This window comes from Mesorhizobium sp. M7A.F.Ca.US.007.01.2.1 (assembly GCF_003998165.1).
Classification (GTDB): Bacteria; Pseudomonadota; Alphaproteobacteria; order Rhizobiales; family Rhizobiaceae; genus Mesorhizobium; species Mesorhizobium ciceri.
This window is the reverse complement of the sequence record NZ_RZQP01000076.1, coordinates 1-25,665: the sequence shown is the minus strand read 5'-3', so window position 1 is coordinate 25,665 and position 25,665 is coordinate 1. Positions and strand designations below refer to the sequence as shown.

The 25,665-nt window shown below is 61.6% G+C and carries 25 protein-coding genes; 20 read left to right on the top strand and 5 right to left on the bottom strand.

The genetic code is table 11. The features are described from left to right. From EN949_RS15990 to EN949_RS15960, 7 genes are all read left to right on the top strand, one after another. A partial coding sequence (locus EN949_RS15990) for a TIGR04295 family B12-binding domain-containing radical SAM protein (protein WP_127371722.1) occupies nt 1-1,057 on the top strand: 1,057 nt, incomplete at its 5' end. Then, on the top strand, nt 1,042-2,142 hold the full coding sequence (locus EN949_RS15985) for a glycosyltransferase family 4 protein (RefSeq protein WP_024502364.1): 1,101 nt from the start codon (nt 1,042-1,044) through the stop codon (nt 2,140-2,142). The genes EN949_RS15990 and EN949_RS15985, both read left to right, overlap by 16 nt. A 2-nt stretch (nt 2,143-2,144) precedes the next feature. Next, complete coding sequence (locus EN949_RS15980; RefSeq protein ID WP_024502363.1) at nt 2,145-3,275, top strand: glycosyltransferase; 1,131 nt, start codon at nt 2,145-2,147, stop codon at nt 3,273-3,275. Then, complete coding sequence (locus EN949_RS15975; RefSeq protein WP_013533197.1) at nt 3,272-4,366, top strand: glycosyltransferase; 1,095 nt, start codon at nt 3,272-3,274, stop codon at nt 4,364-4,366. The genes EN949_RS15980 and EN949_RS15975 overlap by 4 nt, the downstream gene beginning before the upstream one ends. Continuing rightward, nucleotides 4,363-5,466, top strand: a complete 1,104-nt coding sequence (locus EN949_RS15970; RefSeq protein ID WP_127370885.1) for a glycosyltransferase — start codon at nt 4,363-4,365, stop codon at nt 5,464-5,466. The genes EN949_RS15975 and EN949_RS15970 overlap by 4 nt, the downstream gene beginning before the upstream one ends. A 23-nt stretch (nt 5,467-5,489) precedes the next feature. Further along, complete coding sequence (locus EN949_RS15965; RefSeq protein ID WP_024502361.1) at nt 5,490-6,536, top strand: UDP-glucuronic acid decarboxylase family protein; 1,047 nt, start codon at nt 5,490-5,492, stop codon at nt 6,534-6,536. 93 nt (nt 6,537-6,629) lie between these two features. Beyond that, entirely contained in the window at nt 6,630-6,815 is a 186-nt protein-coding gene (locus EN949_RS15960; protein WP_013533200.1) for a hypothetical protein, read from the top strand. 10 nt (nt 6,816-6,825) lie between these two features. Here EN949_RS15960 and EN949_RS15955 read toward each other — a convergent pair whose 3' ends face one another. Continuing rightward, on the bottom strand, nt 6,826-8,568 hold the full coding sequence (locus EN949_RS15955; protein ID WP_127370886.1) for a hypothetical protein: 1,743 nt from the start codon (nt 8,566-8,568) through the stop codon (nt 6,826-6,828). 155 nt (nt 8,569-8,723) lie between these two features. On the opposite strand from EN949_RS15955, the gene EN949_RS15950 reads away from it, so the two are divergent. The 10 genes from EN949_RS15950 (at nt 8,724) to EN949_RS15905 (ending at nt 17,566) form a co-directional block, all read left to right on the top strand. Further along, a complete protein-coding gene (locus EN949_RS15950; RefSeq protein ID WP_013533202.1) occupies nt 8,724-9,827 on the top strand; it encodes a myo-inositol-1-phosphate synthase in 1,104 nt (367 codons plus the stop codon). Then, on the top strand, nt 9,824-10,420 hold the full coding sequence (locus EN949_RS15945) for a histidine phosphatase family protein (RefSeq protein WP_013533203.1): 597 nt from the start codon (nt 9,824-9,826) through the stop codon (nt 10,418-10,420). The genes EN949_RS15950 and EN949_RS15945 overlap by 4 nt, the downstream gene beginning before the upstream one ends. A 14-nt stretch (nt 10,421-10,434) precedes the next feature. After that, a complete protein-coding gene (locus EN949_RS15940) occupies nt 10,435-11,535 on the top strand; it encodes a glycosyltransferase (protein WP_013533204.1) in 1,101 nt (366 codons plus the stop codon). Next, nucleotides 11,535-12,338, top strand: a complete 804-nt coding sequence (locus EN949_RS15935; protein WP_013533205.1) for a sugar phosphate nucleotidyltransferase — start codon at nt 11,535-11,537, stop codon at nt 12,336-12,338. The genes EN949_RS15940 and EN949_RS15935 overlap by 1 nt, the downstream gene beginning before the upstream one ends. Nucleotides 12,339-12,340: 2 nt before the next feature. After that, nucleotides 12,341-13,102 carry a TIGR04290 family methyltransferase gene (locus EN949_RS15930; protein WP_013533206.1) on the top strand — a complete coding sequence of 254 codons (762 nt, stop codon included), beginning with the start codon at nt 12,341-12,343 and terminating at the stop codon, nt 13,100-13,102. Continuing rightward, complete coding sequence (locus EN949_RS15925) at nt 13,095-14,027, top strand: beta-xylosidase (protein ID WP_013533207.1); 933 nt, start codon at nt 13,095-13,097, stop codon at nt 14,025-14,027. Before EN949_RS15930 ends, EN949_RS15925 begins: the two co-directional genes overlap by 8 nt. A gap of 7 nt (nt 14,028-14,034) precedes the next feature. Continuing rightward, the gene (locus EN949_RS15920; protein WP_082826655.1) at nt 14,035-15,183 is read left to right on the top strand and encodes a glycosyltransferase; all 1,149 of its coding nucleotides are present in this window, start codon (nt 14,035-14,037) and stop codon (nt 15,181-15,183) included. Next, complete coding sequence (locus tag EN949_RS15915) at nt 15,180-16,166, top strand: GNAT family N-acetyltransferase (protein ID WP_127370781.1); 987 nt, start codon at nt 15,180-15,182, stop codon at nt 16,164-16,166. Before EN949_RS15920 ends, EN949_RS15915 begins: the two co-directional genes overlap by 4 nt. A gap of 3 nt (nt 16,167-16,169) precedes the next feature. Then, the gene (locus EN949_RS15910; protein ID WP_064993463.1) at nt 16,170-17,084 is read left to right on the top strand and encodes a class I SAM-dependent methyltransferase; all 915 of its coding nucleotides are present in this window, start codon (nt 16,170-16,172) and stop codon (nt 17,082-17,084) included. A 305-nt stretch (nt 17,085-17,389) separates the two neighbouring features. Continuing rightward, on the top strand, nt 17,390-17,566 hold the full coding sequence (locus EN949_RS15905; RefSeq protein ID WP_013533211.1) for a hypothetical protein: 177 nt from the start codon (nt 17,390-17,392) through the stop codon (nt 17,564-17,566). On the opposite strand, the gene EN949_RS15900 is transcribed toward EN949_RS15905, so the two are convergent. Then, entirely contained in the window at nt 17,567-18,130 is a 564-nt protein-coding gene (locus EN949_RS15900) for a sigma-70 family RNA polymerase sigma factor (RefSeq protein WP_013533212.1), read from the bottom strand. It abuts the gene before it with no gap. 291 nt (nt 18,131-18,421) lie between these two features. Here EN949_RS15900 and EN949_RS15895 point away from each other — a divergent pair, with 291 nt between their 5' ends. Further along, nucleotides 18,422-20,533, top strand: coding sequence for a catalase (locus EN949_RS15895; protein ID WP_127366728.1), 2,112 nt, complete (start codon nt 18,422-18,424; stop codon nt 20,531-20,533). A gap of 74 nt (nt 20,534-20,607) precedes the next feature. On the opposite strand, the gene EN949_RS15890 is transcribed toward EN949_RS15895, so the two are convergent. From EN949_RS15890 to EN949_RS15880, 3 genes are all read right to left on the bottom strand, one after another. Next, complete coding sequence (locus tag EN949_RS15890; RefSeq protein ID WP_013533214.1) at nt 20,608-21,102, bottom strand: hypothetical protein; 495 nt, start codon at nt 21,100-21,102, stop codon at nt 20,608-20,610. An 87-nt stretch (nt 21,103-21,189) separates the two neighbouring features. Then, nucleotides 21,190-22,485, bottom strand: a complete 1,296-nt coding sequence (locus EN949_RS15885) for an Nramp family divalent metal transporter (RefSeq protein ID WP_064993461.1) — start codon at nt 22,483-22,485, stop codon at nt 21,190-21,192. Between the two features lie 253 nt (nt 22,486-22,738). Next, nucleotides 22,739-23,329 (bottom strand): LysE family translocator, encoded by a 591-nt coding sequence (locus EN949_RS15880; protein WP_127368134.1) that lies wholly within the window; start codon nt 23,327-23,329, stop codon nt 22,739-22,741. Nucleotides 23,330-23,600: 271 nt separating this feature from the next. Between EN949_RS15880 and EN949_RS15875 the strand changes: the two genes are divergently transcribed. Both EN949_RS15875 and EN949_RS15870 read left to right on the top strand, forming a co-directional pair. Next, the gene (locus EN949_RS15875; protein ID WP_245458930.1) at nt 23,601-24,563 is read left to right on the top strand and encodes an ATP-dependent DNA ligase; all 963 of its coding nucleotides are present in this window, start codon (nt 23,601-23,603) and stop codon (nt 24,561-24,563) included. 106 nt (nt 24,564-24,669) lie between these two features. After that, nucleotides 24,670-25,665, top strand: a 996-nt coding sequence (locus EN949_RS15870; RefSeq protein ID WP_245472419.1) for a thiamine pyrophosphate-binding protein, incomplete at its 3' end; no start/stop codon positions are given.

Genomic DNA, 25,665 nt, shown 5'->3' with positions numbered 1-25,665 from the left:
GTTCTGGCGCTGCGCACCGCCGGAATTGCGCGTGCCGGCCGATTTCCTCAACCTTCTCGCCGGGCGCGGTGGACGCACGGTCGCCGTCGGGCCGCACGGCTCGGCCACGCCGGCGCCAACCTTGCGCAAGCTCGGCGTCGACATCGTCGTGCGCGGCGAATGCGAAGAAGTCGTCGAGCAACTTGCCCGGCGCGACGATTGGAGCGCAGTGCCCTCAACCGCTTATCTGCGGGATGCCAGGGTGGTTTCGAACGGCGGCGTCCACGCCAGCTCGTTTGTCGATCATCCACCCCTCGAATGGCCTGCGGACTGGATCGCAGCCCATTCGCACCACCATCACAGGTTCGATGACAATCAGGTCGGGTTCGGCGCGGAAGTCGAGGCATCGCGCGGCTGTCCCTACAATTGCAGCTTCTGCGCCAAGATCGATTTCCGTGATGCCTATCGCCGTCGAAACCACGAAGCGGTGGTCGCGGAGATCGATCGGCTGATTGCCCAAGGTGTCGGCTACATCTACTTCATCGACGAAATCTTCCTGCCGCAAAAAGCGTTGCTGGAAGCCTTGGTCGATCGCAATGTGAAATTCGGCGTGCAGACCCGCATCGATCTGTGGAAGCCCGAGCTGCTGGAATTGCTGGGCGCCGCAGGCTGCGTCTCCATTGAAGCAGGGCTCGAAAGCCTGACGGTTGAAGGCCGGGCGATGCTGGCCAAGCGCTGCCGGCTGGGCACCGAGGAACTTGCCGCGCTGCTCGTCGATGCTAGACGTCACGTTCCATTCGTTCAAGCCAATCTGATCGGCGTGGTCGAGGATGATCCCGCCCTGGTCGAGCACTGGCGAACCCACCTGATCGACCACGGCGTATGGGCCAATGAACCTGTTCCGCTTTATCCGTATCCGAGTTCGCCCAGCTATCGCGAGCTTTGGGGCGAACCCGACGACCTTGCCTGGGAGCGCGCCCATGACCACTATCTCGCATCCTTCCAGAAATTCAGTGACATCCAGGAGAAGCGGCCCCGGCCGCTGGCGGAACTGGAGGCGACATGTTGCGGACACTGACGCCGCGCTCGTGGCGCATCCTGATGACCGTCGATGCCGTGGGCGGCGTATGGCGCTATGCGCTTGATCTGGCAAGGGAACTCGTGAACGGCGGCGACAGTGTGGTGCTTGCCGGGCTCGGTCCCCAGCCGACGAGGCAGCAGGCTGCGGAGGCAGAGGCTTTCACCACGCTGATCTGGTTGAACACGCCGCCGGATTGGATGACCCACAACGGCGGCGACCTGGATGCGCTACCGCGAGAATTGCTTGCGCCCATGCGCGACCACGCCATCGACCTAGTCCATTTCAACGCGCCGACGCAGGCGGCGGGATTCGATGCGCCGTGCCCAGCCGTGGCGGTCTCCCATTCCTGCGTGACGACATGGTTCCACGCCGTCAGGAAACAGGCAGTGGATGGCGCATGGGCCTGGCAGAAGGAGCGCAACAGGCGTGGCTTCAATCGGGCCGACGCAGTCATCGTGCCGAGCCGCAGCCACGCCGACATGCTTGAGACCTGCTACGGCCCGATCGCGCGTCTGAGTGTGGTCGGAAATAGTGCCAGTCCGGTACCGAAGGCCGAAAAGCGCCAACCGCTCGTCTTCGCCGCTGCCCGCTGGTGGGACGAGGGGAAGAATGCGGCGGTGATCGACCAGGCCGCGTCGCTGACGCAATGGCCCGTCTTTGCCGCCGGTTCGATGCACGGTCCGAACGGCGGGCGTACCAGCTTCAGCTATGCTGTTCCTCTGGGAGCACTGCCGTCTCACGAGGTGCGCTCCTTGATGGCGCGCGCCGGCATTTTCGTGTCGCCGTCGATCTATGAGCCATTCGGTCTGGCCGCGCTGGAAGCTGCCATGTCGGCGACGCCCCTGGTGCTTTCCGACATCGCAACCTATCGCGAACTATGGGACGGGGCCGCGATGTTCTTTGACGCGCGCAATCCGCACGACCTCGCTGCCGGCCTCAATCGTCTTTCCAGCGATGCCGAACTCAGGCGAGAGCTCGGCCAGGCAGCGATGCGACGGAGCCGCCGGTTTACACTGGCCAGGCAAGCGGCAGCCATGCGAGGCGTCTACGACAAGGCGGCCCTGGCTATGGCGGGGCGTTGACCATGCGCTTTTTGTTCTACACCCACTCGGTCGTATCCGACTGGAACCACGGCAATGCCCATTTCCTGCGCGGTATCATGCGGGATCTGATCGCGCGCCAGCACCAGGCAGTCGCGCTGGAGCCGTCCGACGGCTGGAGCCGTTCGAACCTGTTGGCCGAGAAGGGATCCTTCGCCATCGAACGCTTCCGCAAGGATTTCCCAGAGTTGATGCCGGTGACCTACAATGCCGGGTTCGATCACGAGGCCTGGATCGCCGAGGCCGACGTTGTGATCGTTCATGAGTGGACGGATCCGGAGCTTGTCGCACGCATCGGCCGTGCCCGGGCCGCTGGCGGCAACTTCATCCTTCTGTTTCATGACACCCATCACCGGGCCGTATCGGCGACCGAGGCAATCTCGGCGCTACGGTTGGAGCACTATGACGGCGTCCTCGCCTTTGGCGAGACCTTGCGCGAGAGCTATCTGCGCGCCGGCTGGGGCAAGCGCGTCTTCACCTGGCATGAAGCCGCGGACGATCGCCTGTTCAAGCCGCACCCAGAGATCCATCCCATGTCCGATCTGGTCTGGATTGGAAACTGGGGCGACGATGAGCGGACTGCCGAACTCAAGGAATTTCTGATCGAGCCAGTACACGATCTCGGTCTCGAGGCCACAGTTCATGGCGTACGCTATCCCAAGCCCGCACTTGCGGACCTGGCCGCCGCCGGACTGCGCTATGATGGATGGATCGCCAATGCCGATGTGCCGAAGGCGTTCGCCGCGCATCGTGTCACCGTTCACATCCCACGGCGCCCCTATCGTGAGGGATTGCCTGGAATTCCGACGATCCGGATGTTCGAGGCGCTCGCCTGCGGCATTCCGCTGATTTCAGCACCCTGGTCCGATGTCGAGCAGTTGTTCAGGCCCGGCGTCGACTTCCTGTTTGCGGAGAACGGCTCTCAGATGCGGCAACACTTGCGGGCGGTATTGGCCGATGCGGATTTCGCGGCTTCCCTGGTGACTTCGGGCCTCGAGACCATTCGCTCCCGGCATACCTGCCAGCACCGCGTTGACGAGCTGTTCCGCGTGCTCACGGCATGCACGACCGAACATACCATCAACAACACCACCGCAAAGGAAGCCGCCGCATGAAGATGGCATTCTACGGATCGAGTCTTTTGTCGTCCTACTGGAACGGTGCCGCAACTTACTATCGCGGGTTGCTGAAGGCGCTTTCCCAATTGGGCTACGAAATCACCTTCTATGAACCCGACGTCTACGACCGGCAGAAGAATCGCGACATCGAGGCGCCTGACTGGTGCACTGTCGTCGTTTATGAAGCGACCCAGCACGCGCTGATGCAGGTCGCGGCACGTGCCGCCAGCGCCGACATCGTCGTCAAGGCGAGTGGCGTCGGTTTCGAGGATGAGGCGCTGCTGCGCGCCGTTCTCGACCACGCCCGCAGCGACGCGCTGGTGGTATTCTGGGACGTGGACGCTCCGGCAACCCTTGCCCAGTTGCGCGACGAACCGGACCATCCGCTCCATAGCGCCCTGCAAGAAATCGACCTTGTGCTGACCTATGGAGGCGGCGACCCCGTGGTATGGGCCTACCGTGCCATGGGGGCGAACGAATGCGTGCCGATCTACAATGCGCTCGATCCCCAAACGCATTATCCGGTCACCAGCAATGCGCGTTTCGCTTGCGATCTGGCGTTCCTTGGCAACAGGCTGCCGGATCGTGAGGCACGGGTCGAAGCGTTTTTCCTCGATCCCGCATGCCAGCTGCCGAAACAGCGTTTTCTGCTCGGTGGATCGGGCTGGGGGGACAAGCCGCTTCCCGCCAATGTCGGCTGGCTCGGTCACGTCGGCACCCGCGATCACAATGCCTTCAACGTCACACCCAAGGCGGTTCTGAACATCAGCCGCGACAGCATGGCCGTAAACGGTTTTTCACCGGCCACGCGTGTCTTCGAGGCGGCCGGCGCCGGCGCCTGCCTCATCACCGATGCGTGGCTGGGCGTGGAACTGTTCCTGAAACCAGGCGAGGAGATCCTGGTGGCGCGCGACGGCGGCGATGTCGCCGAGATCATGTGCTCGCTGACCTCCAGTCGGGCAAAGGCAATCGGCCAGGCCGCACTTTGCCGCGTGCTGGCCGATCACACCTACGCGTTGCGGGCGGACGTGGCCGATGCAGTCTTCAAACGTCACTTCGAGCAGGGGACCGTGGAGGCAGCGGAATGACCAAGCAATTGGACATCGTCTTTCTTGGCCTGTCGCTGTCCTCGTCCTGGGGAAACGGCCACGCCACGACGTTTCGAGGCCTGCTGAAAGGTCTGCACGAACTCGGCCACCGCGTGACCTTTCTGGAGCGCGAGGTGCCGTGGTACGCAAACCACCGCGATCTGCGCGATCCGGATTTCTGCGCCTTGCGCTACTACGAAACCACCGCGGAGTTACAACGCGACTACGCCCGGTGCCTGGAGCAGGCCGACATCGTCGTCATCGGCTCGTTTGTGCCGGAAGGGCGCGTGGTCATCGACATCGTCGCTTCACTTTGCAAAGGGCGCTTCTGCTTTTACGACATCGACACGCCGGTGACCGTGGCGCAGCTTTCAGCCGACGATTGCGATTATCTGAGCTGGCGGCAGATTCCTTACTTCGACGTCTACTTCTCGTTCACCGGCGGGCCGATGCTTGGCCGTCTGGTGGAGGACTTCGGCGCGCGCCGCGCCGAGCCGCTCTACTGCTCGGTCGACCCGGAACGGCACCACCGGACCGGCGATCCGATCCGCTGGGATCTCGGCTATCTCGGCACCTACAGTGCCGACCGGCAGGCAACGCTGAACGCGCTGCTGCTCGAGCCCGCACGGCATATGCCGGACCGGCGTTTCGTCGTGGCCGGCTCGCAATACCCATCCGACATCATCTGGCCGGACAATGTCGAACGTATCGAACATCTGCCGCCCGCCGATCATGCCGCGTTCTACAGCCGTCAGCGCTACACGCTGAACGTCACACGCAGTTCCATGATCGCCGCGGGATGGTCGCCCAGTGTGCGCCTGTTCGAAGCGGCGGCTTGCGGCACGCCCATCATCAGCGATCGCTGGCCAGGGCTCGACAGCTTCTTTCCCGCTTCCGCGATCCACACCGCCGGGGAAACGGACGATGTCGTCGAGATCCTCTTCGGCGAGTCCGAGCGCACACGCCTCGCCATGGCCCGCCGGGCCCGCGAACGCGTCCTCGCATCCCACACCGGTGCGGCCAGGGCCCGCGAATTCGTGGCGGCGTTGACACAGCCAAGGGCGGCGGCCCTCGATTTCGACATCGGAAGCGCAGCATGACCAGCAGACAGGAGAAAACGGCGATGCGACAAACACGAAACGCGCGAAGGGCAAAGGCAGTGCTTGTTGCCGGCGGTGCGGGATTCCTCGGTTCGCATCTTTGCGAAGCATTGCTCCGCAACGGCTGGCGCGTGATCTGCGCCGACAATTTTCTGACTGGGCGCATGGAGAACATCATCTCGATCATGGACCATCCGGGTTTCCGGTTGATCGAGCAGGATATCTGCCGGCCATTGGATCTCGGCGAGCCCGTGGAGCGTATCTTCAACCTGGCATGCGCTGCCTCGCCGCCGCGTTACCAGGCCGACCCTATCCACACCACGCGAACCTGCGTGATTGGAACGCTCAACCTGCTTGAACTCGCTGTCCGATATGACGCGCGGCTGCTACAGGCCTCGACGAGCGAAGTGTATGGCGATCCGGAACAGCATCCCCAGAGGGAGGATTATGTCGGCCACGTGAACTGCACCGGTCCGCGCGCCTGCTACGACGAGGGCAAACGCACCGCCGAAACGCTTTGCTTCGACTATCTGAGAGCCGGCAAAGCCGACGTGCGCGTCGCGCGCATCTTCAACACCTACGGTCCGAGAATGGATCCGGCGGACGGCCGCATCGTCTCGAACCTGATCATGCAGGCGCTCGAGAAACGTCCCCTGACGATCTTCGGCGACGGCTTGCAGACGCGATCCTTCTGCTATGTCTCCGATCAGATCGATGGATTGAGGCGCCTGATGGATATCGATCCCAATCCAGGCAAGCCGGTCAATCTGGGCAATCCCGGAGAATTCACCATCGTGCGACTGGCTGCGTTGGTGAAGGCGATGACGGGTACCAAATCGGATCTGAGATTTCTACCGCTGCCGCAAGACGATCCTCGGCGCAGGCAGCCCGATATTTCGCGTGCAAAAGCGCTGCTCGGCTGGACGCCGAAGGTGCCCCTCAACGAAGGGCTCAAGCTGACGATCGATTATTTCGCAGCTCTCGAAGGCAGCCGCATCGGCGATCAGATGACGGGCTTTGCCAAAAGAGCGAGGCCCGCACCCGGAGGGCTGCAGAACCTTCCGGCGTGATGCGAGATGGCGCCGAACCTTTCCCGAAATCGTGCGGAACATCCGCCCAGGCTTGTGGTTTGGCAGGAGGACCCGATACGGAGGATTACCCTCATGCAACCCAAGCGCCCCTCGAGGGATATCGACCAGATGGCCGAACGCGAGACCGCTGCCTATCTGCGGCGCGCCTCGATTACCTATCTCGAGTGCTGCGTCAGCCTGATGATGACGCATCTGCAGCGCGAGGAAGTGGCCACTATTCTCGAGCAGGAAGCAGACATGCTGCGAAGGCTGGACTGATCGGAAACGATCATATCCGGCATTCGTCCAGGAACCGTATCAGCGGCATCCTATATCGGTCTGCCATCTCGGCCAGCCTTGTTTTTTCCCCGCCGTTTTCGGATTGCGCAGCCGTGCTCCAGAGCCCGAGTTGGAATGCCAAATAGCATGGTTCGAAAAAGCCGATGTGGTCACGGTCGATGGCAAGTTCCATTCCCTCGACCAAGGTCCTCACATCGCTGTCGGACAGTCCATACTCGACGCGGGCGCCGGCAATGTCCCACTCAATCGGTTGGCAGCCGATCAAATCATGTGCCCGGCAGTGGTCAACAGCATCTGTCTTGAGCACCGTGCCATCTGCACGAACGAGAAACTCCCACGGTTGAAGCTTTCCGTCGATTTCAACGCGCTGCAGCACATGCGCGGAGGTCCGTTTCGAGAGCCAACCGCGCAACGTCGCTGCGCGTTTCTCATCCAAGGCTTCCGACGCATTGGAAACAGCCATCTCCGCGAGAGCAAGCAATGATGCACCCGGTTCGCAAGTTCGAAGATTGAGCGCACGCCAGGTCAGGTAGTTTGTGAGCTCCGCGATCAGTTTTTCCCTGGGCAGCGGCGCCTGATCCATCGTGCTGCCATCAATCCACCGTTCAACCAGAAAGCCATGGCAAAGCGCGACAACTTGCGATCCGAACCCGGCTTCATGCAACATCGCCGCGGCTCGTTTCTTGCGGAGTCCGGTTTCGCCGAGGCCGGCGAATTTGACGAGCCAGCGGTCACGCCCTGCGGACGCCAGGAATTTACGCCGCTCGGTACCGCGTGGGCTCGGCGGCCAGCGTCCTTCGTCGGCATAGTGGGCGGCCCGCCACTCGCCACCAGATAGTTCGGTCAGGTTTAATTCCGGCCTGCCGACCGCCTCGGCCACCCAATCGCGCAGCGTGGGAATTTTCGAGCTTTCGGAGAAGGTGCATTCAAACGCCGTCGCCACATGTTTCGGACAGCGCGACCACGTTTCCCGAGCCTCCGGCGACGCTTCGCTGCCCGGGCCGCCTGAATGGCTGGGAAACAGGTGAATGCGGTCCGTATCGACATCCAGTTCACGCAGCCAAACAACAACGGCATGCATCGAACTGCCGGACAGGCCGGGACCCTCGTCGACAACGGCGAAACGCGCCGATGGATTGTTCTTCCAAGCGGTGATCGACCGCGGATCGGCGTTGATGTGCCTGTGGAAGGGATGGCCGATCGGACGAACGCTGAATGGCGCCGGCGCGCCAATCGAGGCCGCCACCATAGCTGCGAGCCCAAGGCCAATGCTGCGGACACCGATAACGCATGTGTTCGCATCGAGCCCCGACTTCTGCGCCGCGTCCAAATAGCTTTCGGGATAAAGCGCATAATGCGCATAACCCTCGGCGGAGCCGGTCAGAACCTCGGCCTGACAGTCGAGCCCGGCCAGCAGCTTGAGAAGTCCCGGATCGATGCCACCGCCAACGTTGAAACCGCTTCGCCACGACTTCGCTACCTCTGCCGCAAGTCCGACCAGCAGCCTGGCGCCTTGCTGTTGCCGTGGCGAAAAAATGTCGATGCCGCAGGTTCCGAAATCGAGGTCGGCAAGCGCCTGAACCAGCTCCGACACGCTGATGAACAGTCCGACCAATGCAGCATGGCGTCGGATGCCATGAGACATCCGATCAAGTCTTACGGCCATTTCGCCTGCTGCTTCGCGAAGCTGTTGTGCGTCCTGCGTCCGCTTGTGGTCGCCGTAGACGATCATCGATCGGTTTCCAATGCTTGCCGTGCGGGAACGCATCGGATGCGGCTTCGATCCATGCTGTCTCGCGCAATTTTTCGATGGGCGGAGGAACATTCCGGCAAGCTGATGGTTCGGCGCCAGGAACTTACCTTTGAACAACATAGGGTGGCGGTTTCGTGGGATCGAAAAAGGTTCGTGTTGGTATCGTTGGGGTCGGCAATTGCGCATCCTCCCTGGTGCAGGGCCTCTCGTTCTATCGTCACGCTAAAAGCAACGAACCAATCCCTGGGCTGATGCATGCCGACCTCGGCGGTTACCATGTCGACGACATCGAGATTGTCTGCGCATTCGATGTCGCCAAGAGCAAGGTTGGCCTCGACGTCGCGGAAGCGATCTACGCCGCCCCCAACAACACGTTCCGCTTTGCCGACGCCATGACAACCGGCGTTCGCGTCGAGCGCGGACCGACGCTGGACGGGATCGGCAAATATTTGCGCGACGAGATTGAGGAAGCTCCCGAGCCGGTTGCCAATGTCACCGAGATCCTGCGTGACAGCAGCGCTGACGTGCTGGTTTCCTACCTGCCGGTGGGTTCCGAGGAGGCGACCTGCTTCTATGCCGAATGCGCACTCGAGGCCGGCTGCGCCTTCGTCAATTGCATACCGGTCTTTATCGCCTCACGTCCGGAATGGCGACGGCGCTTTGAGCAGCGCGGGCTGCCGCTGGTCGGCGACGACATCAAGAGCCAGGTCGGCGCGACCATCGTGCATCGGTTGCTAGCCAATCTCTTCCGTGAACGCGGCGTACGCATCGACCGCACCTATCAACTGAATTTCGGCGGCAACACCGATTTTCTCAACATGCTGGAACGCGAGCGGCTGGAATCGAAGAAAATCTCCAAGACACAGTCCGTGGCCAGCCAGTTCGATGTTCCCCTGGAGCCGGGCAACATCCATGTCGGCCCGAGCGACCATGTGCCTTGGCTCACCGATCGCAAGTGGGCCTATATAAGGGTCGAAGGCACGACCTTCGGCGGCGTGCCGCTCAATGCCGAGCTCAAGCTGGAGGTCTGGGATTCGCCCAACTCGGCCGGCGTGGTGATCGATGCGGTACGCTGCGCCAAGCTGGCGCTCGATCGCGGCATAGCCGGCGCGCTGACCGGTCCCTGCAGTTATTTCATGAAGTCGCCTCCCGAACAGTTCACCGACGCCGAAGCGCGGCAGCGCACGCTCGCTTTTATCGCAGGCAAGGACGAGCCTTTGCTCGATGCCGCAGAATGACGACGACCTTCTTTCTGATCCGCCATGCGGCACACGAAAATGTCGGCTCCTATCTGGCAGGCCGTATGGACGGCGTTTGCCTCGGCGATGCCGGTAAGGCGCAGGCAACGCAGCTTGGCTGCCGCATGGCCCGGGAGCCCATCGTCGCGATCTTGTGCAGCCCGCGCGAGCGTACCCGAGAGACGGCGCTGCCAGTTGCGCTCGCCTGCGGTGTCGGAGAAATCGCGATCTGCGCCGAACTTGACGAGATCGACTTCGGCGACTGGTCGGGAAAGACTTTCGATGAGCTGAATGGCGACGCCAGCTGGCGAGCCTGGAATGATCAGCGGCAAGTGGCAAGGACACCGAGTGGCGAGACCATGCACGATGTCCAGCAGCGCGTCGTCGCGGTGATGAATGCTGTCCACGAGCAGCATCCGAATCAGTGTGTCGCCCTGGTCAGCCACGCCGATGTGATCAAGGCCGCCGTCTGCAAGGTCCTTGGCTTGCCGGCCGGCGACTGCTTTCGCTTCGACATCGATCCCGCTTCGATCACGACGATCGTGTCGGGGGACTGGGGGGCGAAGCTGATCCGATTGAACGAAGTTGCCTGACGAGGATTTGCCGGATGCAGATGGTCATTTTCGGTCTTACCGTCACGTCTTCATGGGGCAACGGCCATGCCACCTTATGGAGGGGACTGATCCGAGCCCTCGCCCGGCGCGGCTGGTCCGTTACCTTCTTCGAACGCGACACGCCCTACTATGCCGGAGCGCGCGATCTTGATCGCCTGGACGGCGGCAACGTCGTGCTCTACCCGGACTGGGAGGACATCCGCCGGGTCGCGGAGCAAACGGTCAAGCAATCGGATGTCATTATCGTCACCTCTTATTGTCCCGACGCCGTGGACGCCTCGCGGCTGGCGCAGCAGGCAGGCCGCGGACTGCGTGTGTTCTACGATCTGGACACTCCGGTCACGCTTGCCCGCATCGAACAAGGTGAGCGTCCACCCTATTTCGGCCCTGAGGGTCTTGCCGATTTCGACCTCGTCCTGAGTTACACCGGCGGCTCGGCGGTCGACGCGCTGAAGACGGTTCTGGGTGCGCGCCATGTGGTGCCGCTCTATGGGCACGTCGATCCCGACCAACACCGGCCGGCAGAGAAGCGGGCCGAATTCGCCGGTGATCTGTCCTATCTCGGGACCTACGCGGCGGATCGCCAGGCCGGCGTCGAAAAGCTTCTGGTCCGCACCGCCGCGCGTCTACCGGATCAACGCTTCATCATCGGCGGCGCACAGTATCCGCAGGAATTCCCGTGGGGCGACAACATCTTCTTCGTCAGGCATCTGCCACCGGCCGATCATCCGGCGTTTTTCTCATCCTCCCGACTGACGCTGAATGTCACCCGCGAGGCGATGGTGCAAAAAGGCTGGTGTCCTTCGGGCCGGTTGTTCGAAGCGGCGGCATGCGGGGTGCCGATCATAACCGACACCTGGCCTGGCCTGAGCAGCTTCTTCGAACCCGGCAGCGAGATCCTGCTGGCCCACGACACCGATGACGTGGTCGCGGCGCTCGCCTTGCCGGCAGATGAACTCGATGCCATCAAAACCCGTGCGCGCGAACGGGTTCTGGACGAACACACTTCTGCCCGGCGCGCGGCGGAGCTGGACCACATTCTAAACGACGCCTTTCAAAGATCTCCCCGCGAACCGATGATGGAAGCAGTCTGATGTTGGGCATCGTGCCCGCTGCCGGGCGCGGCAGCCGCATTCAACCGCTCGGCTTCTCGAAAGAGCTGCTGCCGGTAGGCAGTCGGATCGATGGACAGACGGAGCGTCCCTGCGCGGTGAGCGAGTACCTGGTGCGGCGGATGGTGCGCGCCGGCGTCGACAAGATCTGTTTCATCATCGGATCGGGCAAATCCGACATTCTCGAATATTACGCCGCCGGCTATGGTGACGCTGCCGCTCTGTTCGTGGTGCAGCCCAACCCTGTTGGACTTTGCGATGCGATTTTTCGGGCAGCGCCTCTCGTCGCGCCCGAGGAGACGGTTTTGATTGGTTTGCCCGATACGATCTGGTTCCCCGAGGACGGCTTCTCCTGCCTGCCGGATAGTTCCCTATCGTTTCTGCTCTTCCCGGTGGACCGCCCGGAATTTTTCGATGCCGTGGTTCTCGACGAGGGAGATCGGGTAAAGGAAATTCAGGTCAAGCGGCAAGACGCTGCCACGAACTGGATCTGGGGGGCGTTCAAGATGCCGGGCCGGATCTTGCACCAGCTCGCTGCACTCTGGCGTGAACGGGACCGGCGTGACGAATATATCGGCACCCTGATCAATGCCTATCTGGCTGCCGGCGGTGAAGCCTACGGTGTCAGGGCCGGAGTCTCCTACGTCGATGTCGGCACCTTCAACGGCTATCGCACGGCTCTTCGGCTGCTCGAAGAGGGCGTCGCATCCGAACAACGCCAAACCGCCATGCTTGTGGGTGGAGCACACCCGCATGTGCCTGTCGTTCCCGGCGAAGGAGCCTGACCATGCTGCATTCCCATGCCGAAATCCGCCGCCGTATCGATGCTCTCGGCCCATGGTTCCACAACATGGAACTGGCCGGTGTCGAAACCGCTCCCAACCATTTTCTCGGCAATTACCCGCTGATCAAATGGCGCAAATTCGCCGAGGCCATTCCCGCGGATCTGACAGGCAAGACGGTGTTGGATATCGGCTGCAATGCCGGCTTCTATTCCATCGAGATGAAACGGCGAGGTGCTGCCCGTGTCCTCGGCATTGATTTCGATGAGGCTTATCTGGCGCAGGCCCGCTTTGCCGCCGAGATCGCCAATTGCGAGATCGAATTCCAGAAACTGTCGGTCTACGACGTCGGCGCCCTGCGCGAAACATTCGATATCGTGCTGTTCATGGGGGTGCTTTATCACTTGCGCCACCCGTTGCTTGCGCTCGACCTTATCCGTGAGCATGTCGCCGGTGATCTGATGATCTTTCAGTCCATGCAGCGCGGCAGCACCGATCTTCCCGAGATGGAAGAGAACTATCATTTCTGGACGCATGACCTGTTCGACCGGCCGGAATTTCCCAAGCTCCATTTCATCGAGCACCGCTATGCCGACGACCCGACCAACTGGTGGATACCCAATCGAGCGTGCACCGAAGCGATGCTGCGCAGCGCCGGTTTCGAGATCGTTCTGCACCCTGAGCAGGAGGTCTATTTCTGCCGGGCCGCAGGCGACCCGGCCAGTGGCGGTCCCGTCTACCCCTCGAAAGGACAGCGCCATGATTGAAGCCGCGATGATCTGGAACGAGCCCAACAACAAATCGCATTGGGATCCCGAGCTCGACCCCGACTGGAGCCGCTTCGCCAGGATGGCAATCCTGGCGGCGGACGCAATCGCATCTGAAAACCCGGCTTTGACCAAAGTGCTCGGTGGCATCTCGCCGATAGACCCGGGATTCATCACCCGCATGAAGGAATTCGGCGTGCTGGATCATGTCGACGCCGTCGCCGTGCACGGCTTTCCGCTCGACTGGAACCTGTGGCAAATCCAGGAATGGCCGCAGAAGATCGGCGAGATCGCGACCGTCACCGACCTTCCCATCTGGGTCAGCGAAGTCGGCGTATCGACCTTCGGCGCCGAGGAAATCCAGGTCTGGGGGCTCAAGCGAACAGCTGAATTGCTGCTCGGCAATGCACCACGCGTCCAGTGGTACAGCCTCTACGATCTTCCGCGTGAATGGGAAGCAACGACGCGTCACCGCGAAGCCGAAGGCTCCTCTTATTACCGTCATTTCCATATGGGGCTGCTGCGCCAGGACGGCACGCCAAAGCCCGCGCTGGAGGAATTCCTGCGCTATACACCCGCAATGGGACTGGTGCAGTGGTTTCATTTCGAAGATCCGCGGCTGGACGACGCTGTCGCCTGGATGAAGCGGCTGGGTGTCACCTATATGCGTACCGGGCTTTCCTGGGCGGACAGTTTTCGGCCGAATGCGCTGGACTGGTTCGACCGGCAGATGGAAGCACTCGCCGATTTCGACGTGACGGTCACCTTCTGCTTCACACCTCAGCATCGCGGAATGATGCCCCACCACACCAGCCCGCCACTGGTGCCGGAGGAGTTCGCGGAATTCTGCTCAACCATGATCCGCCGCTATGCGCCTGGCATGACATCCGCCTCGCTCCCCACGCGGCGGGCCTCGGCCGCGTGAAATCGTCATGCTGCCCATGCATCAGATGCCGGACTTCGCAACACCACTGACAGGTGGGGATGCGGCGCAGGGCACCGGGACGCAACCGGCCGCGACACTCACCGTCCTCAATGTCGCCTACCCTCTCGCGCCCGTCGGACCCGACGCTGTCGGCGGTGCCGAACAGGTTCTGTCGATGCTCGATCGGGCATTGGTTCACGCCGGCCATCGATCTATCGTCATTGCTTGCCGTGGCTCCAGCACGAGCGGCACGCTTGTGGAAATACCGGCCGAAAACGGCATGCTCGACGAGGCGGCGAAGCGCCGCGCGCAAGAGGCCCATCGCAAAGCGATCGCCGCTGCCCGCGCCCGATGGCCCATCGATGTGGTTCATCTGCACGGCATCGATTTCGACGCTTATCTGCCCGACGATGGTCCGACCTTGGTGACCCTCCACCTGCCGTTGGATTGGTATCCGGCCGCGGCATTGCGCCCGACGCGTGGCGACCTCTGGCTTCATGCGGTCTCACCCAGCCAGCAGAAAACCGCGCCATCAGGCGCCAGGCTGACGGCACCGATTCCGAACGGCGTCGACATCCAAGCACTGAACCTGCCGCAGCCGAAGCGCGACTTTGCCCTGGTTCTGAGCCGGGTTTGCCCGGAGAAGGGCATTCACCTGGCGCTCGATGCAGCCAAACTGGCAGGCGTTCCGCTGGTCGTCGGCGGTAAGGTCTATCCCTACGAAACACATACGCGGTACTTTCGCGACGAGGTCCAATCTCGCCTCGATGGCCGCCGCCGCTTCCTTGGCCCGCTCGGCTTCACCGCCAAGCGACGCTTTCTCAACGCAGCGCGCTGTCTGGTCATTCCGAGCCTCGCAGCCGAGACCAGCTCGCTTGTGGCCATGGAGGCCCTCGCCTGCGGTACCCCGGTAGTCGCCTTTCCAAATGGTGCGCTTCCCGACGTCATAGAGCACGGCAGAACGGGCTTTCTCGTCGACACGGTCGACGAGATGGCCCAAGCCATTCTTGCGGCGCCCAGCTTGGATGCCGAGACATGCAGGGCCGAAGCGCGACGGCGGTTTTCGCTGGAACGGATGATCTCGTCTTACATGGACGCCTATCAGGCGCTGGCACAGCTTGGCACTGGTCGCCGGCGCTTGGCTGCGACGCCATGAGCAAAGCGGTGCTGCGCTGCGAAATCATCGGTGACCCCGCGCAGTTCGACGCCTTGACGCCGCACTGGTGGAAACTGTGGCAGCAGAGTCCCTCGGCGACGCCGTTTCAATCTCCCGCCTGGCTGGTGCCATGGTGGCACGCATTCGCACCCGGTGAACTGGCGACAGTCGCGGTCTGGCACGGCGGGGATCTGGTCGGGCTGGCGCCGCTCTATCTCGAGCACGGGACGGCCGGTTCGAAGCTGCTTCCGGTCGGCATTTCGCTCAGCGACTATCTGGACATCCTGGCTGTCCCTGGGATCGAAGCCGAGGTTGTCGGCATTATCAGCGAGTCGATCTTCTCGATCGGGTGGGCGCAATGGATCTTGTCGGACTTGCCGCAGGACAGCGTCGCCCTTGCGATGAAGCATCCCGAGATGGATCGGCCGACCGCCCATGCCGCCTGCCCCGTGCTCGCCATCGCCGGCGACGAAACGCTGGCAGGCTGCGTCCCCGCAAGACGCAGACGCCAGTTGCGTCGGGCGCGCCAGGCCGCATCAAGATGCGGCGGGATTGCGCTGTCATCGGCATGCGGCAGTCCGCAAACCTTCCTCGATCAATTGATCCGCCTGCACAATGTGCGATGGGCCGAACACGGAGGGGGTATGTTGGCCAACCCCGCCGTCGAGCAATTCCATCGGCTCTCGCTTCCCTTGCTCGATGCTCATGGTCTGGTGCGATGCTGGCTGCTCGCGATCGATGACAGGACCATCGGTGCCTATTACGGATTTCACCACCGCGGCCGTGCCTACGCTTATCTGGGTGGGTTCGACCCTGCTTATGCCGAGGAGAGCCCGGGTGCGATCCTGATTGGCCACGCAATCGTGGAGTCGATCCGCGAAGATGCGCGCGAGTTCGATTTCCTGCGCGGCCAGGAGGCCTACAAATATGGCTGGGGCGCCGCCGACAGGTGGACGATGCGCAGGGTCTGGACGCGGAGTTGACCCATGAGTGTAACCGCACCGAAAGGCGCCCAGCGCCGGACATCGGTCAGGCTGGCGGTTGAAGACTGCATGGCCGACGGTATTTGCGCCGAAGGTGTTCTCGTCAGACTGGCGCTCCACCTGCCGCCCACAATTGGGGCAGCGGAATTGGCGGAGGTCGTGCTGAAAGTCCGTCCGGCGGATACCGGCGACGCGGCAAGATTGCGGAAGGTCGCCGGGCTGCTGCGCTGCAAACCGGACGTCTTTGCCATGTTGCGAGCGACGGGCGGCGCCGTTCGCCATGAGCGCAATGAGGACGAGACGAATGCCGCTGTCGTCATGCGGCTGGCCTCCAGCTTCGATGCCGCGGCAGCGATTTCGGGAGCCGCGAGTGTCCAACTGGCATCCCTCGGCGATGAGGAAAGGCTCACAGCCACGACCAACGAAATCGTCGCATGGCTGGAAGCCCGAGAATTCACCGGAAGGGAACGGAGCATTCTCGACATCGGTTGCGGCATCGGCCGTTTCGAGCGTGCGCTGTGCAAATCCTTCAAGCGGATGGTCGGTATCGATATATCGTCGCGAATGATCTCCATCGCCTCAGAGCAATGCGCCGCACTCGGCAATGTCGAGTTACGACAAACCTCCGGTCTCGATCTGGCCGATTTCGACGATGCCAGTTTCGATTGCGTGCTGGCGGTCGACAGCTTTCCCTATCTGGTTCTGGCCGGCATGGCAGAGCGGCATTTCGAAGAAATTGCGCGCGTTCTGAAACGGCCGGGCTGGCTCGCCTTGCTGAACTATTCCTATCGCGGATCGCTTTTCTCAGACCGCGACGATATCGGCCGTCTGGCGCAAGCTCATCAATTGCGGGTCCTCATCGACGGTGAGAAGCCGTTTCGATCATGGGATGGCAACGCTTTTTTGCTCGCTCGGTGAGACGGAACATTACAGCACGATGCCAGTTCGGACGTCGAGCAAAGGGCACCAACGAGTGTCCTCGATTCGAAGGAGGAGCGCGGGCTGGACGGCAATCGGATCAAGTCCGATGGATTACGCCGCTAATCGATTGCCGAAGGACTGAACGCCACCGCGCGGGCCTGTGGTCCGCGGGGCGACGAAGGAGCAAGGAAATAAACCTGTGCAAGGGTCCGCCGGTCAGCTTCTCGGCGGTGGACACAGGCTTGTAATGCCGGGCGCTTATCACCACACTACGATCAAGGGACCGCTATCAAGAGAATGTGATGTCTCGTTCGAGCGACGATACCGCGGATCCGCATGTCGAGATGGCGGTGGATCGGGAGATTGCCTCCCTGCTGGCAGCCATAGAGCAGGAAAAGATTCCGGACCGCCTCACCAAGCTGGCGATCGAATTGCAGAACGCGCTCGTCGAGAAGCGTCGGCGCGACGCGAACAACTGACTATCTGCGGCTGTCGACCTCGACGTCGAGCTGACCGTCCGACAGCTGGTTTCTCCTCTCCATCAATGTCTCCAGCGAACTCTCCCCTAGGAGTTCAAGGATGTTGGCGCGCGCACGGTTCAGGCGGCTTTTGACCGTCCCGACCGCGCAACCGCATATGTCGGCGGTTTCCTCGTAGCTCACTCCCAAAACGCCGATCAGCATCAGCACCTCGCGTTGGTGTTCAGGCAGTCTTTGAATGGCGCCGTGAACTTCCCTGCTCTGAACGGTCCATTCCTGGGTGGCTTCCGAAATTGGTCTCGAAGAGGCGCAGTCGAGCAGGCCTGGCGCCTCCCGGGCAGCGATCTTGACCCGGGTATAATAGGTGTTGCGCATGATGGTGAAGAGCCACGACTTCATTCGCGTACCGGGTTCGAACTTGTCGATGTTGGCGAGACCCTTGGTCAGTGTCTCCTGCACGAGATCGTCAGCATCGTCGGGGACGCGGCAGAAGGTGCGCGCGAATGCCCGCAGGGCGGGTATCAGGTCAACGATGGAAACTTCATTGGTTTCCTGGTCGGCCAAAAGGCAGCCTCCGGATGACAATGGTCCAGCTCCCAGCAGAAAGAGTGTGTGAACGCAGCCTCAGCTAAATGCATGGAAGTTTGGTTCGTTCCTCTTGCTGGAGACAACTCTTCATAATTCTTCGCGGGCGGAGATGTCTGTCATGCGATCGGCGCATACCATCGCCGCAGCAGCGACGCCTCCTTCGACAGTGGTATCTAACAGCGTCCGCTTTTTTACGGGAACAAAGCCGTTCACCGGCAGTTTGATGGCTTGCCACTTCAACCTTCCAGTATCGATCGAGGACCTGTCATGGCCAAATCCGCTCGCCCCTCCGCTCGCCAATCGGCAAGTGGACTGGATCAGAATAGCGCGCGCGGAAATGGCGGCGAGTTGCACCAGATTGCGGGAGACGACACGCCTGTCCTTACCACGGCGCTCGGAACGCCTGTCTCCGACGACCAAAACACATTGCGGATCGGTGAACGCGGACCATCGCTGATCGAAGACTTTCACTTTCGCGAGAAGATTTTCCACTTCGACCACGAACGCATCCCGGAACGGGTCGTCCATGCCCGCGGCTATGGCGCGCATGGTTATTTCGAGACCTACGACTCACTGGCCAAATACACACGTGCCGACATTTTCCAGCGAGCTGGTGAAAAGACGCCGGCATTCGTTCGTTTCTCGACGGTTGCCGGCAACAAGGGCTCGTTCGATCTCGCCCGCGACGTGCGCGGCTTTGCGGTCAAGCTCTACACCAAGGAAGGCAATTGGGATTTGGTCGGCAACAACATTCCGGTCTTCTTCATCCAGGACGCCATCAAGTTTCCCGATCTGATCCACGCCGCCAAACAGGAGCCCGACCGTGCTTTTCCGCAGGCACAGACGGCGCACGACAATTTCTGGGACTTCATCAGCCTGATGCCGGAATCGATGCACATGGTGATGTGGATCATGTCGGATCGCGCCATCCCGCGTTCCTTCCGCTTCATGCAAGGCTTCGGTGTGCATACGTTCCGCCTCGTCAACGCCAAGGACGAATCCACCTTCGTCAAGTTCATCTGGAAACCGAAGCTCGGCATGCAATCGGTGGTCTGGAACGAGGCGGTCAAGATCAACGGCGCCGATCCCGACTTCCATCGCCGCGATCTGTGGGAGGCCATACAGGCCGGCAATTTCCCGGAATGGGAGTTGACGGTGCAACTGTTCGATCAGGCGTTTGCCGACAGTTTTGACTTCGATATCCTGGACGCAACGAAGATCATTCCCGAAGAGGTTCTCGAACCAATTCCGGTCGGTCGGCTGGTGCTCGACCGGATGCCGGATAATTTCTTCGCCGAGACCGAGCAGGTTGCATTCATGACGCAGAATGTGCCGCCCGGAATCGATTTCTCCAACGATCCGCTTCTGCAGGGCCGCAACTTCTCCTATCTCGATACCCAATTGAAACGACTGGGCAGCCCGAACTTTACCCATCTGCCGATCAATGCACCGAAGTGCCCGTTCGCCCATTTTCAACAGGACGGGCACATGGCCATGCGCAATCCGGCCGGTCGCGCCAACTATGAACCTAACTCATGGGGACTGGGACCGCGCGAGGATCCGCAGCGTGGCTTCCGTTCTTTCTCCGATGCCGAACAAGGGCAGAAAGTACGTCTGCGCGCGGAGAGCTTCGCCGATCACTACAGCCAGGCCCGGCAATTCTTCAACAGCCAGACACCACCGGAGCAGCGTCACATCGCGATGGCGCTGACGTTTGAACTGAGCAAGGTCCAGGCACCGGCGATCCGCGAACGCATGGTTTCGCATTTGTTGAACATCGATGAAACGCTGGCGACCACGGTCGCCGACAAGCTCGGCATCCGTGACATGCCCGAACCTGCCGAAGCCGCCGTTCCACCGCGCGATGACTTGCCGCCGTCGCCGGCGCTCAGCATCATCCAAAACGGGCCCGACAGTTTCGAAGGCCGCAAAGTCGGTGTCATGCTCAGCGATGGAGCCGATGTCGCGCTGTTCGAGGAACTTCGTTCCGCCATCGAAGCGGAAGGCGCGGTGATGGAGGTGGTTGCGCCCAAGGTGGGCGGCGTCGAAGCCGCCGACGGCACCCACATCGAAGCAAGGCACATGATCGACGGCGGTCCATCCGTTTTGTTCGACGCGGTGGTGCTGCTCCTCTCCGAGGCGGGCGCCGAGCTACTGGTCAAGGAGGCCGCTGCGAAGGATTTCGTGTCTGATGCGTTTGCGCATTGCAAGTTCATCGGCTTCACCTCCGGGGCCGAGCCGCTCCTGATCAAAGCAGGCGTCGCTCCCGATGCCGATGAGGGGCTGAGGCGGCTGGATTCGGCAGCTTCGGTAGCTGCGTTTGTGCAGTCATGCCGCAAACTGCGGCTCTGGGCGCGGGAGGCGGCTGTCAAACTTTGATGCGATGGCGTCAGCTGTTTCCGTTGGCGCACCCGCACTCTTTGGTTTGCAGCCAACCCAGCCGGCACCGCGGTCTACGAGCGATCTTCCTTGCTGGACGCTTGTCGCCGCTGCTTCTCCAGGACCTCGTCGGTCCCAACCAGCTTCTTTGCTCCGCCTGAAATGGTCGTGGACACCACCGAAGGCGGATCGCTCGCCGGAAAGGAATCCTCCAACCCCGCCTGCAGTTGGTCCTCGAGCGTGCGTGGTTCTTCGGACCGGCCGGGCGTTCTGCGCGTGTCGATCTTCTCCAGCGACTGTTTCTTTTTCGGCGAATCGTTGGCGTTCCGGACCAGGGCGTAAAGCTGCTCGATCGCGAGTTCCTTGATCGTTTCGAAATCGGCCCGATCGTCCTTGGCAGCCTCGATTTGATCAACCATGGCTTTCTCGAAGCGGTCGAGGCTGTCGCCTCCGCAGGCATGGGAAAGGCGCAACAGGGCTTCGTTCAGCATCAACGGAGCGAAATGTGCTGAAGCTTCAAGCCTGAGTTGCCTTAAACGGTCCGGAGTTGCGGCCTGCAACTTTGACATGGACAACCTCCTTTCTCCCACAAGCGTCTCAACGGGATTTGACCGCCGATGTTCCACCGTGCCTGAACATCTGTCATGCCATGCGAGCTACAGGAACCAGCTTGCCACCAATCCCGCCGACGCCGCAAAAATCGCCAAGGTCGTCACGCCGCCCAGGATGTTCGTGCTTGTGCTGTTGACCTTGTCGCCCATGATCTTGCGATTGTTGGTCATGATGAGGATGAGAAGCAGCAGCGGCGGCGTTGAAAATCCTTGCACGATGCCGGACCAGACGAGAGCTTTCATCGGGTTGAAGCCGAAGAAATTGAGACCCACCGCCACCAGCGTTATGACCCCGATCGCGATGTAGAATTTGGGAGCCTGCCGGGGTTTGGCATGCAGGCTATTCTTCCATCCCATCGCCTGGGCGAAATCGAAAGCAGCGCCAGCGGTCATGATCGGCACGGCCAGGAAGCCGACGCCAATTACACCGGCCGCAAAGAGAATGCCGGCAGCGTCGCCGGCAAGCGGCCGCAGCGCTTCGGCCGCCTGTGCCGCTGTCTCGATCTGCGTGTGTCCGGCCTTGTAGAGCGTCGACCCGGTCGAAAGGATGATAAAATACATGATCAGATTGGAGAACGTCATGCCGATCAGGATATCGCGGCGGGATCGGCGCAGTTCACCCTCGGTGGCGCCTTTGCGCTCTTCGAGGCTCGTTCGACCCTTGGCGATCTCCTCCTCCACCTCCTGATTGGACTGCCACGTGTAAAGGTATGCGGAGAGAGTGGTCCCGACGATGGCGACGAGGATGGACAGGTACTCTCGGCTGAACTCGATTTGTGGCAACAGCGTGCCACGCAGGACGGAAGCGGCATCCGGTTTGGCAAGTACCGCGGAGACCACATAGGCAAGCAGAGCCAGAGCCAGCCACCGGAACACGTTTCGGATCAATTTGTACGATCCGAGCACCTGCAGGGCAAAAATGACGACCGCAACGGCAGTGACGACCAACGGAGCAGGCAGCGGAACGAACAGCACAATAGCCGCCGACATGGCGCCAAGGTCGGCGGCTGCCTCGATCGTGTTGCCAATCAGCACGCCCACCAGCACGGACCATAGCAGCCAACGCGGATAGAAGTCCGATATGACCTGGAAAAGCCCGCGACCCGAAACTTGGCCAAGTTTGGATGAAAGGTAGACGACGAGATACATCATCGGCAGCGTGACAGGTGCCGTCCACAGCAGGTCGGGGCCGAACCGCGCTCCGGCGCTTGCGTAGGTACCGATGGCCGAGCAGTCATCATCGGCCGCGCCGGTGATCAGGCCAAGCCCAAGCGCCCGAACGACGCCGCCCCCTTTTCGCCTGCTTTCCCTTTGGCCAGCATTCTCGGGCGGCTTGTTCATTGAAGGCGCGTCTTTACCGGGGCCACGCAAGAAATCATGACGAACATTCCAATCGGATGGCGATGAAGCGTTGCAGCTGCATTGAGATCGAGATTCGAACCTCCGGTCAGGTTTTTTGTTCCTGGACACGGTCCCGGCCCGCGACGGCGGCGGAGCCGAACGTCAAAGCGAATGCTCCGTTTGCCTGAAGAAGAGAATGCATGTGTCAAAGCCAGTCCTTCAGGCGACGTGGCACAAAAGCTATTTGTTGAAGTCAGCGGCTCGTACTGCCGCCGATCACCATCCGCACGCCGAGGCCGATGATGAGACAGCCGGCGAGCCGCTGCTGCCAAAGCCTTGCGCGAGGGTGCCGCATGACCCATGCGCCGACCGCGCCCGATGCCAAGGCGTAGGCTCCCAGCACCAGCACACCGGTTATCTTCTGTGTTGCGCCAAGCAGCACCAGTTGCAACGTGACGGAGCCCCTATGCGGGTCGACAAATTGCGGCAGGAACGCAACCATGAACATCAAAGGCCAGGGATTGCTCAGATTGGCGATCATTCCTTCCCGGGCGGCGGCGAGCGGCCGCAGGGCCTTGATGTCACCTGTGGGAATGGTTGCCGAGGCTGAAAGCAGCAGCCGGAAACCCAGCCACATGATATAGGCCGCCCCGGCCCATCGAAGCAGATTGAACGCCACCGGCGAGGCGTGGACAAGCGAAGACAGGCCGAATGCAATCAGCGGAAGCTGCACCAGTCCGGCGCCCAGCGTCATGCCGAGTACCGTGAACAACGCCACGCCGCGCCCGTGTCCGATGCCGCGGGCCATCACCAGCATGCTGTCGGGGCCTGGCGGCACCTGCATCAGAATGACGGTTCCGACAAAAGCTGTCCACAATGAGAGGTCGATGGGCATCTCCTTTCGCGCCGCCGATGACATCAAAGCGGCCAGCCGTCACCGGGTTCCGGCGGCAAATGAAAATGTCCATCGCGAAGGACCTGCCATGAACCCGTCAGATGGAACGCGGTGCTGTCCTGGAAGTTGAAAAGCCGGAGCCGTTCCTGAACCGGTTTTGGAGGCCTGATCCGTGCATGAACCGATAAACGCCTTCCCGCTCCCGCTGGATACGTCTCCGATGGAGGCCAGGCTTGCCGATGCAATCCCAAGGGATGGGAACCGCTGGCAGTACGAGCCTAAATGGGACGGATTTCGCTGCCTTGCTTTCAAGAGCGACGACACCGTTGACCTGCGCGCCAAATCCGGCAAGCCGCTCGGCCGCTATTTTCCGGAAATCACGGAGATCCTGCGTGCCCTCGAGCGCGGGCATTTCGTCATCGACGGCGAGATTGTCATCGAGGTGGACGGTGAGCTTTCCTTCGAGGCGCTGCAGATGCGTCTTCACCCGGCACAAAGCAGAATCCGCAAACTGAGTTCGCAGACGCCTGCCAGTCTGATCCTCTTCGACATGCTTGCCAGGCCGGGCGGCGAGGTCATCACGGGCAAACCACTTGTCGAAAGGCGGCGAGCGATCGAGGACTTCGTGACCTCCTCGAACAGTCCGGATCTTCGCCTGTCGAAGTGCACTTATGATGCAGCGACGGCGGCTCGATGGCTGAACGGGGCCGGCCATGCATCGACCGACGGCATCGTGGCCAAAGTGCTCGACGAGCATTATCTGTGCGGCGAACGTGCGATGGTGAAGGTAAAGCCGAGGCGCACCGCCGATTGCGTTGTCGGCGGTTTCCGCTATCTCGCGGATAGCCGTGAGGTCGGCTCACTGCTCCTCGGCCTCTACAATGACGACGGCAAGCTCGATCACGTCGGCTTCACGTCGACCATCGCCAGGACCGACAGAGGAGCGCTCACGCGCCGGCTGGAGGCGCTGCGGTCAGAGCCCGGATTCACCGGCAAGGCGCCCGGCGGCCCGAGCCGCTGGAGCACGGAGCGCAGCGGACAATGGGAGCCTTTGGAACCTGAACTGGTGGTGGAGGTCCGCTTCGACCACGTCACCGGCAATCGGTTTCGCCATGGCACCAAACTGCTGCGCTGGCGCCCCGACAAGGCGCCACGGCAATGCACGTTCGAGCAGATCGAATAGACCGCCCCAGGAAGATCGCCCCAGAAACCTGTCACGATTTATTGCGACGAAGGAACCAACTCGGGATTCACCGGTTCGGACACCATCCACCCGGAGCTACCCTGACATGCCGAATGCAGCAGAAATTCTGATCGACACACTCGTCGCCTGGGACGTGGAGGTGGTGTTCGGCTTGCCGGGAGACGGCATAAACGGGGTCATGGAAGCGTTGCGGACGCGGCGCGACAAAATTGCCTTCGTTCAGGTCCGGCATGAAGAGTCGGCTGCCTTCATGGCATGTGCATATGCCAAGTGGACAGGAAAGCTGGGCGTGTGCCTTGCGACGTCCGGCCCCGGCGGAACACATCTTCTGACCGGCCTCTATGACGCCAAGCTCGACCAGGCTCCAGTGCTGGCGATTACGGGCATGCAGTTCCACGATCTGATCGAAACGTTCACGCAACAGGATGTCGATCTGACGCGCGTGTTCAACGATGTCTCCGTTTATAACGCCCATGTTGCCGACGCCGCGCATATGGAAAACGTCGCCAGCCTTGCCTGCCGAACGGCGCTGGCGCGCAAGGGCGTCGCCCATCTTTCGATTGCCAGCGACATCCAGGAGCAGGAGCGTGATCCGTCGAAGCGCTCCAAGCGCAATCGCCCGGCGCACACGCCGCAGGATATGTTCGCCGGTCACACCGTACCGCTGGACGTTGAGCTCGACAAAGCCGCCGCCATTCTCAATGACGCTTCGCGGGTTGCGATCCTGGCCGGGCGCGGCGCCATCGGCGCGGCCGCCGAACTCGAACACACGGCGCGCCTGCTGCAGGCGCCTGTCGCGAAGGCTTTGCTGGGCAAGGCGGTGCTGCCGGACGACCATCCCTACACCACCGGCGGGATCGGCATTCTTGGAACCCTGGCTTCGCAAGAGGCGATGGAGAGTTGTGACGCGGTGCTGATTGTCGGTTCGACCTTTCCCTACATCGAATACTACCCGCAGCCCGGGCAATCGCTTGTGGCTTCAATGGTTGCGCCTGCATGTCTTCCGACTGCCGCATCATCTCGCGCCATTTTCTCATGGTCTCCTGGGAACGGCGCAGGAATTCATCGGAGGGCTTTTGCG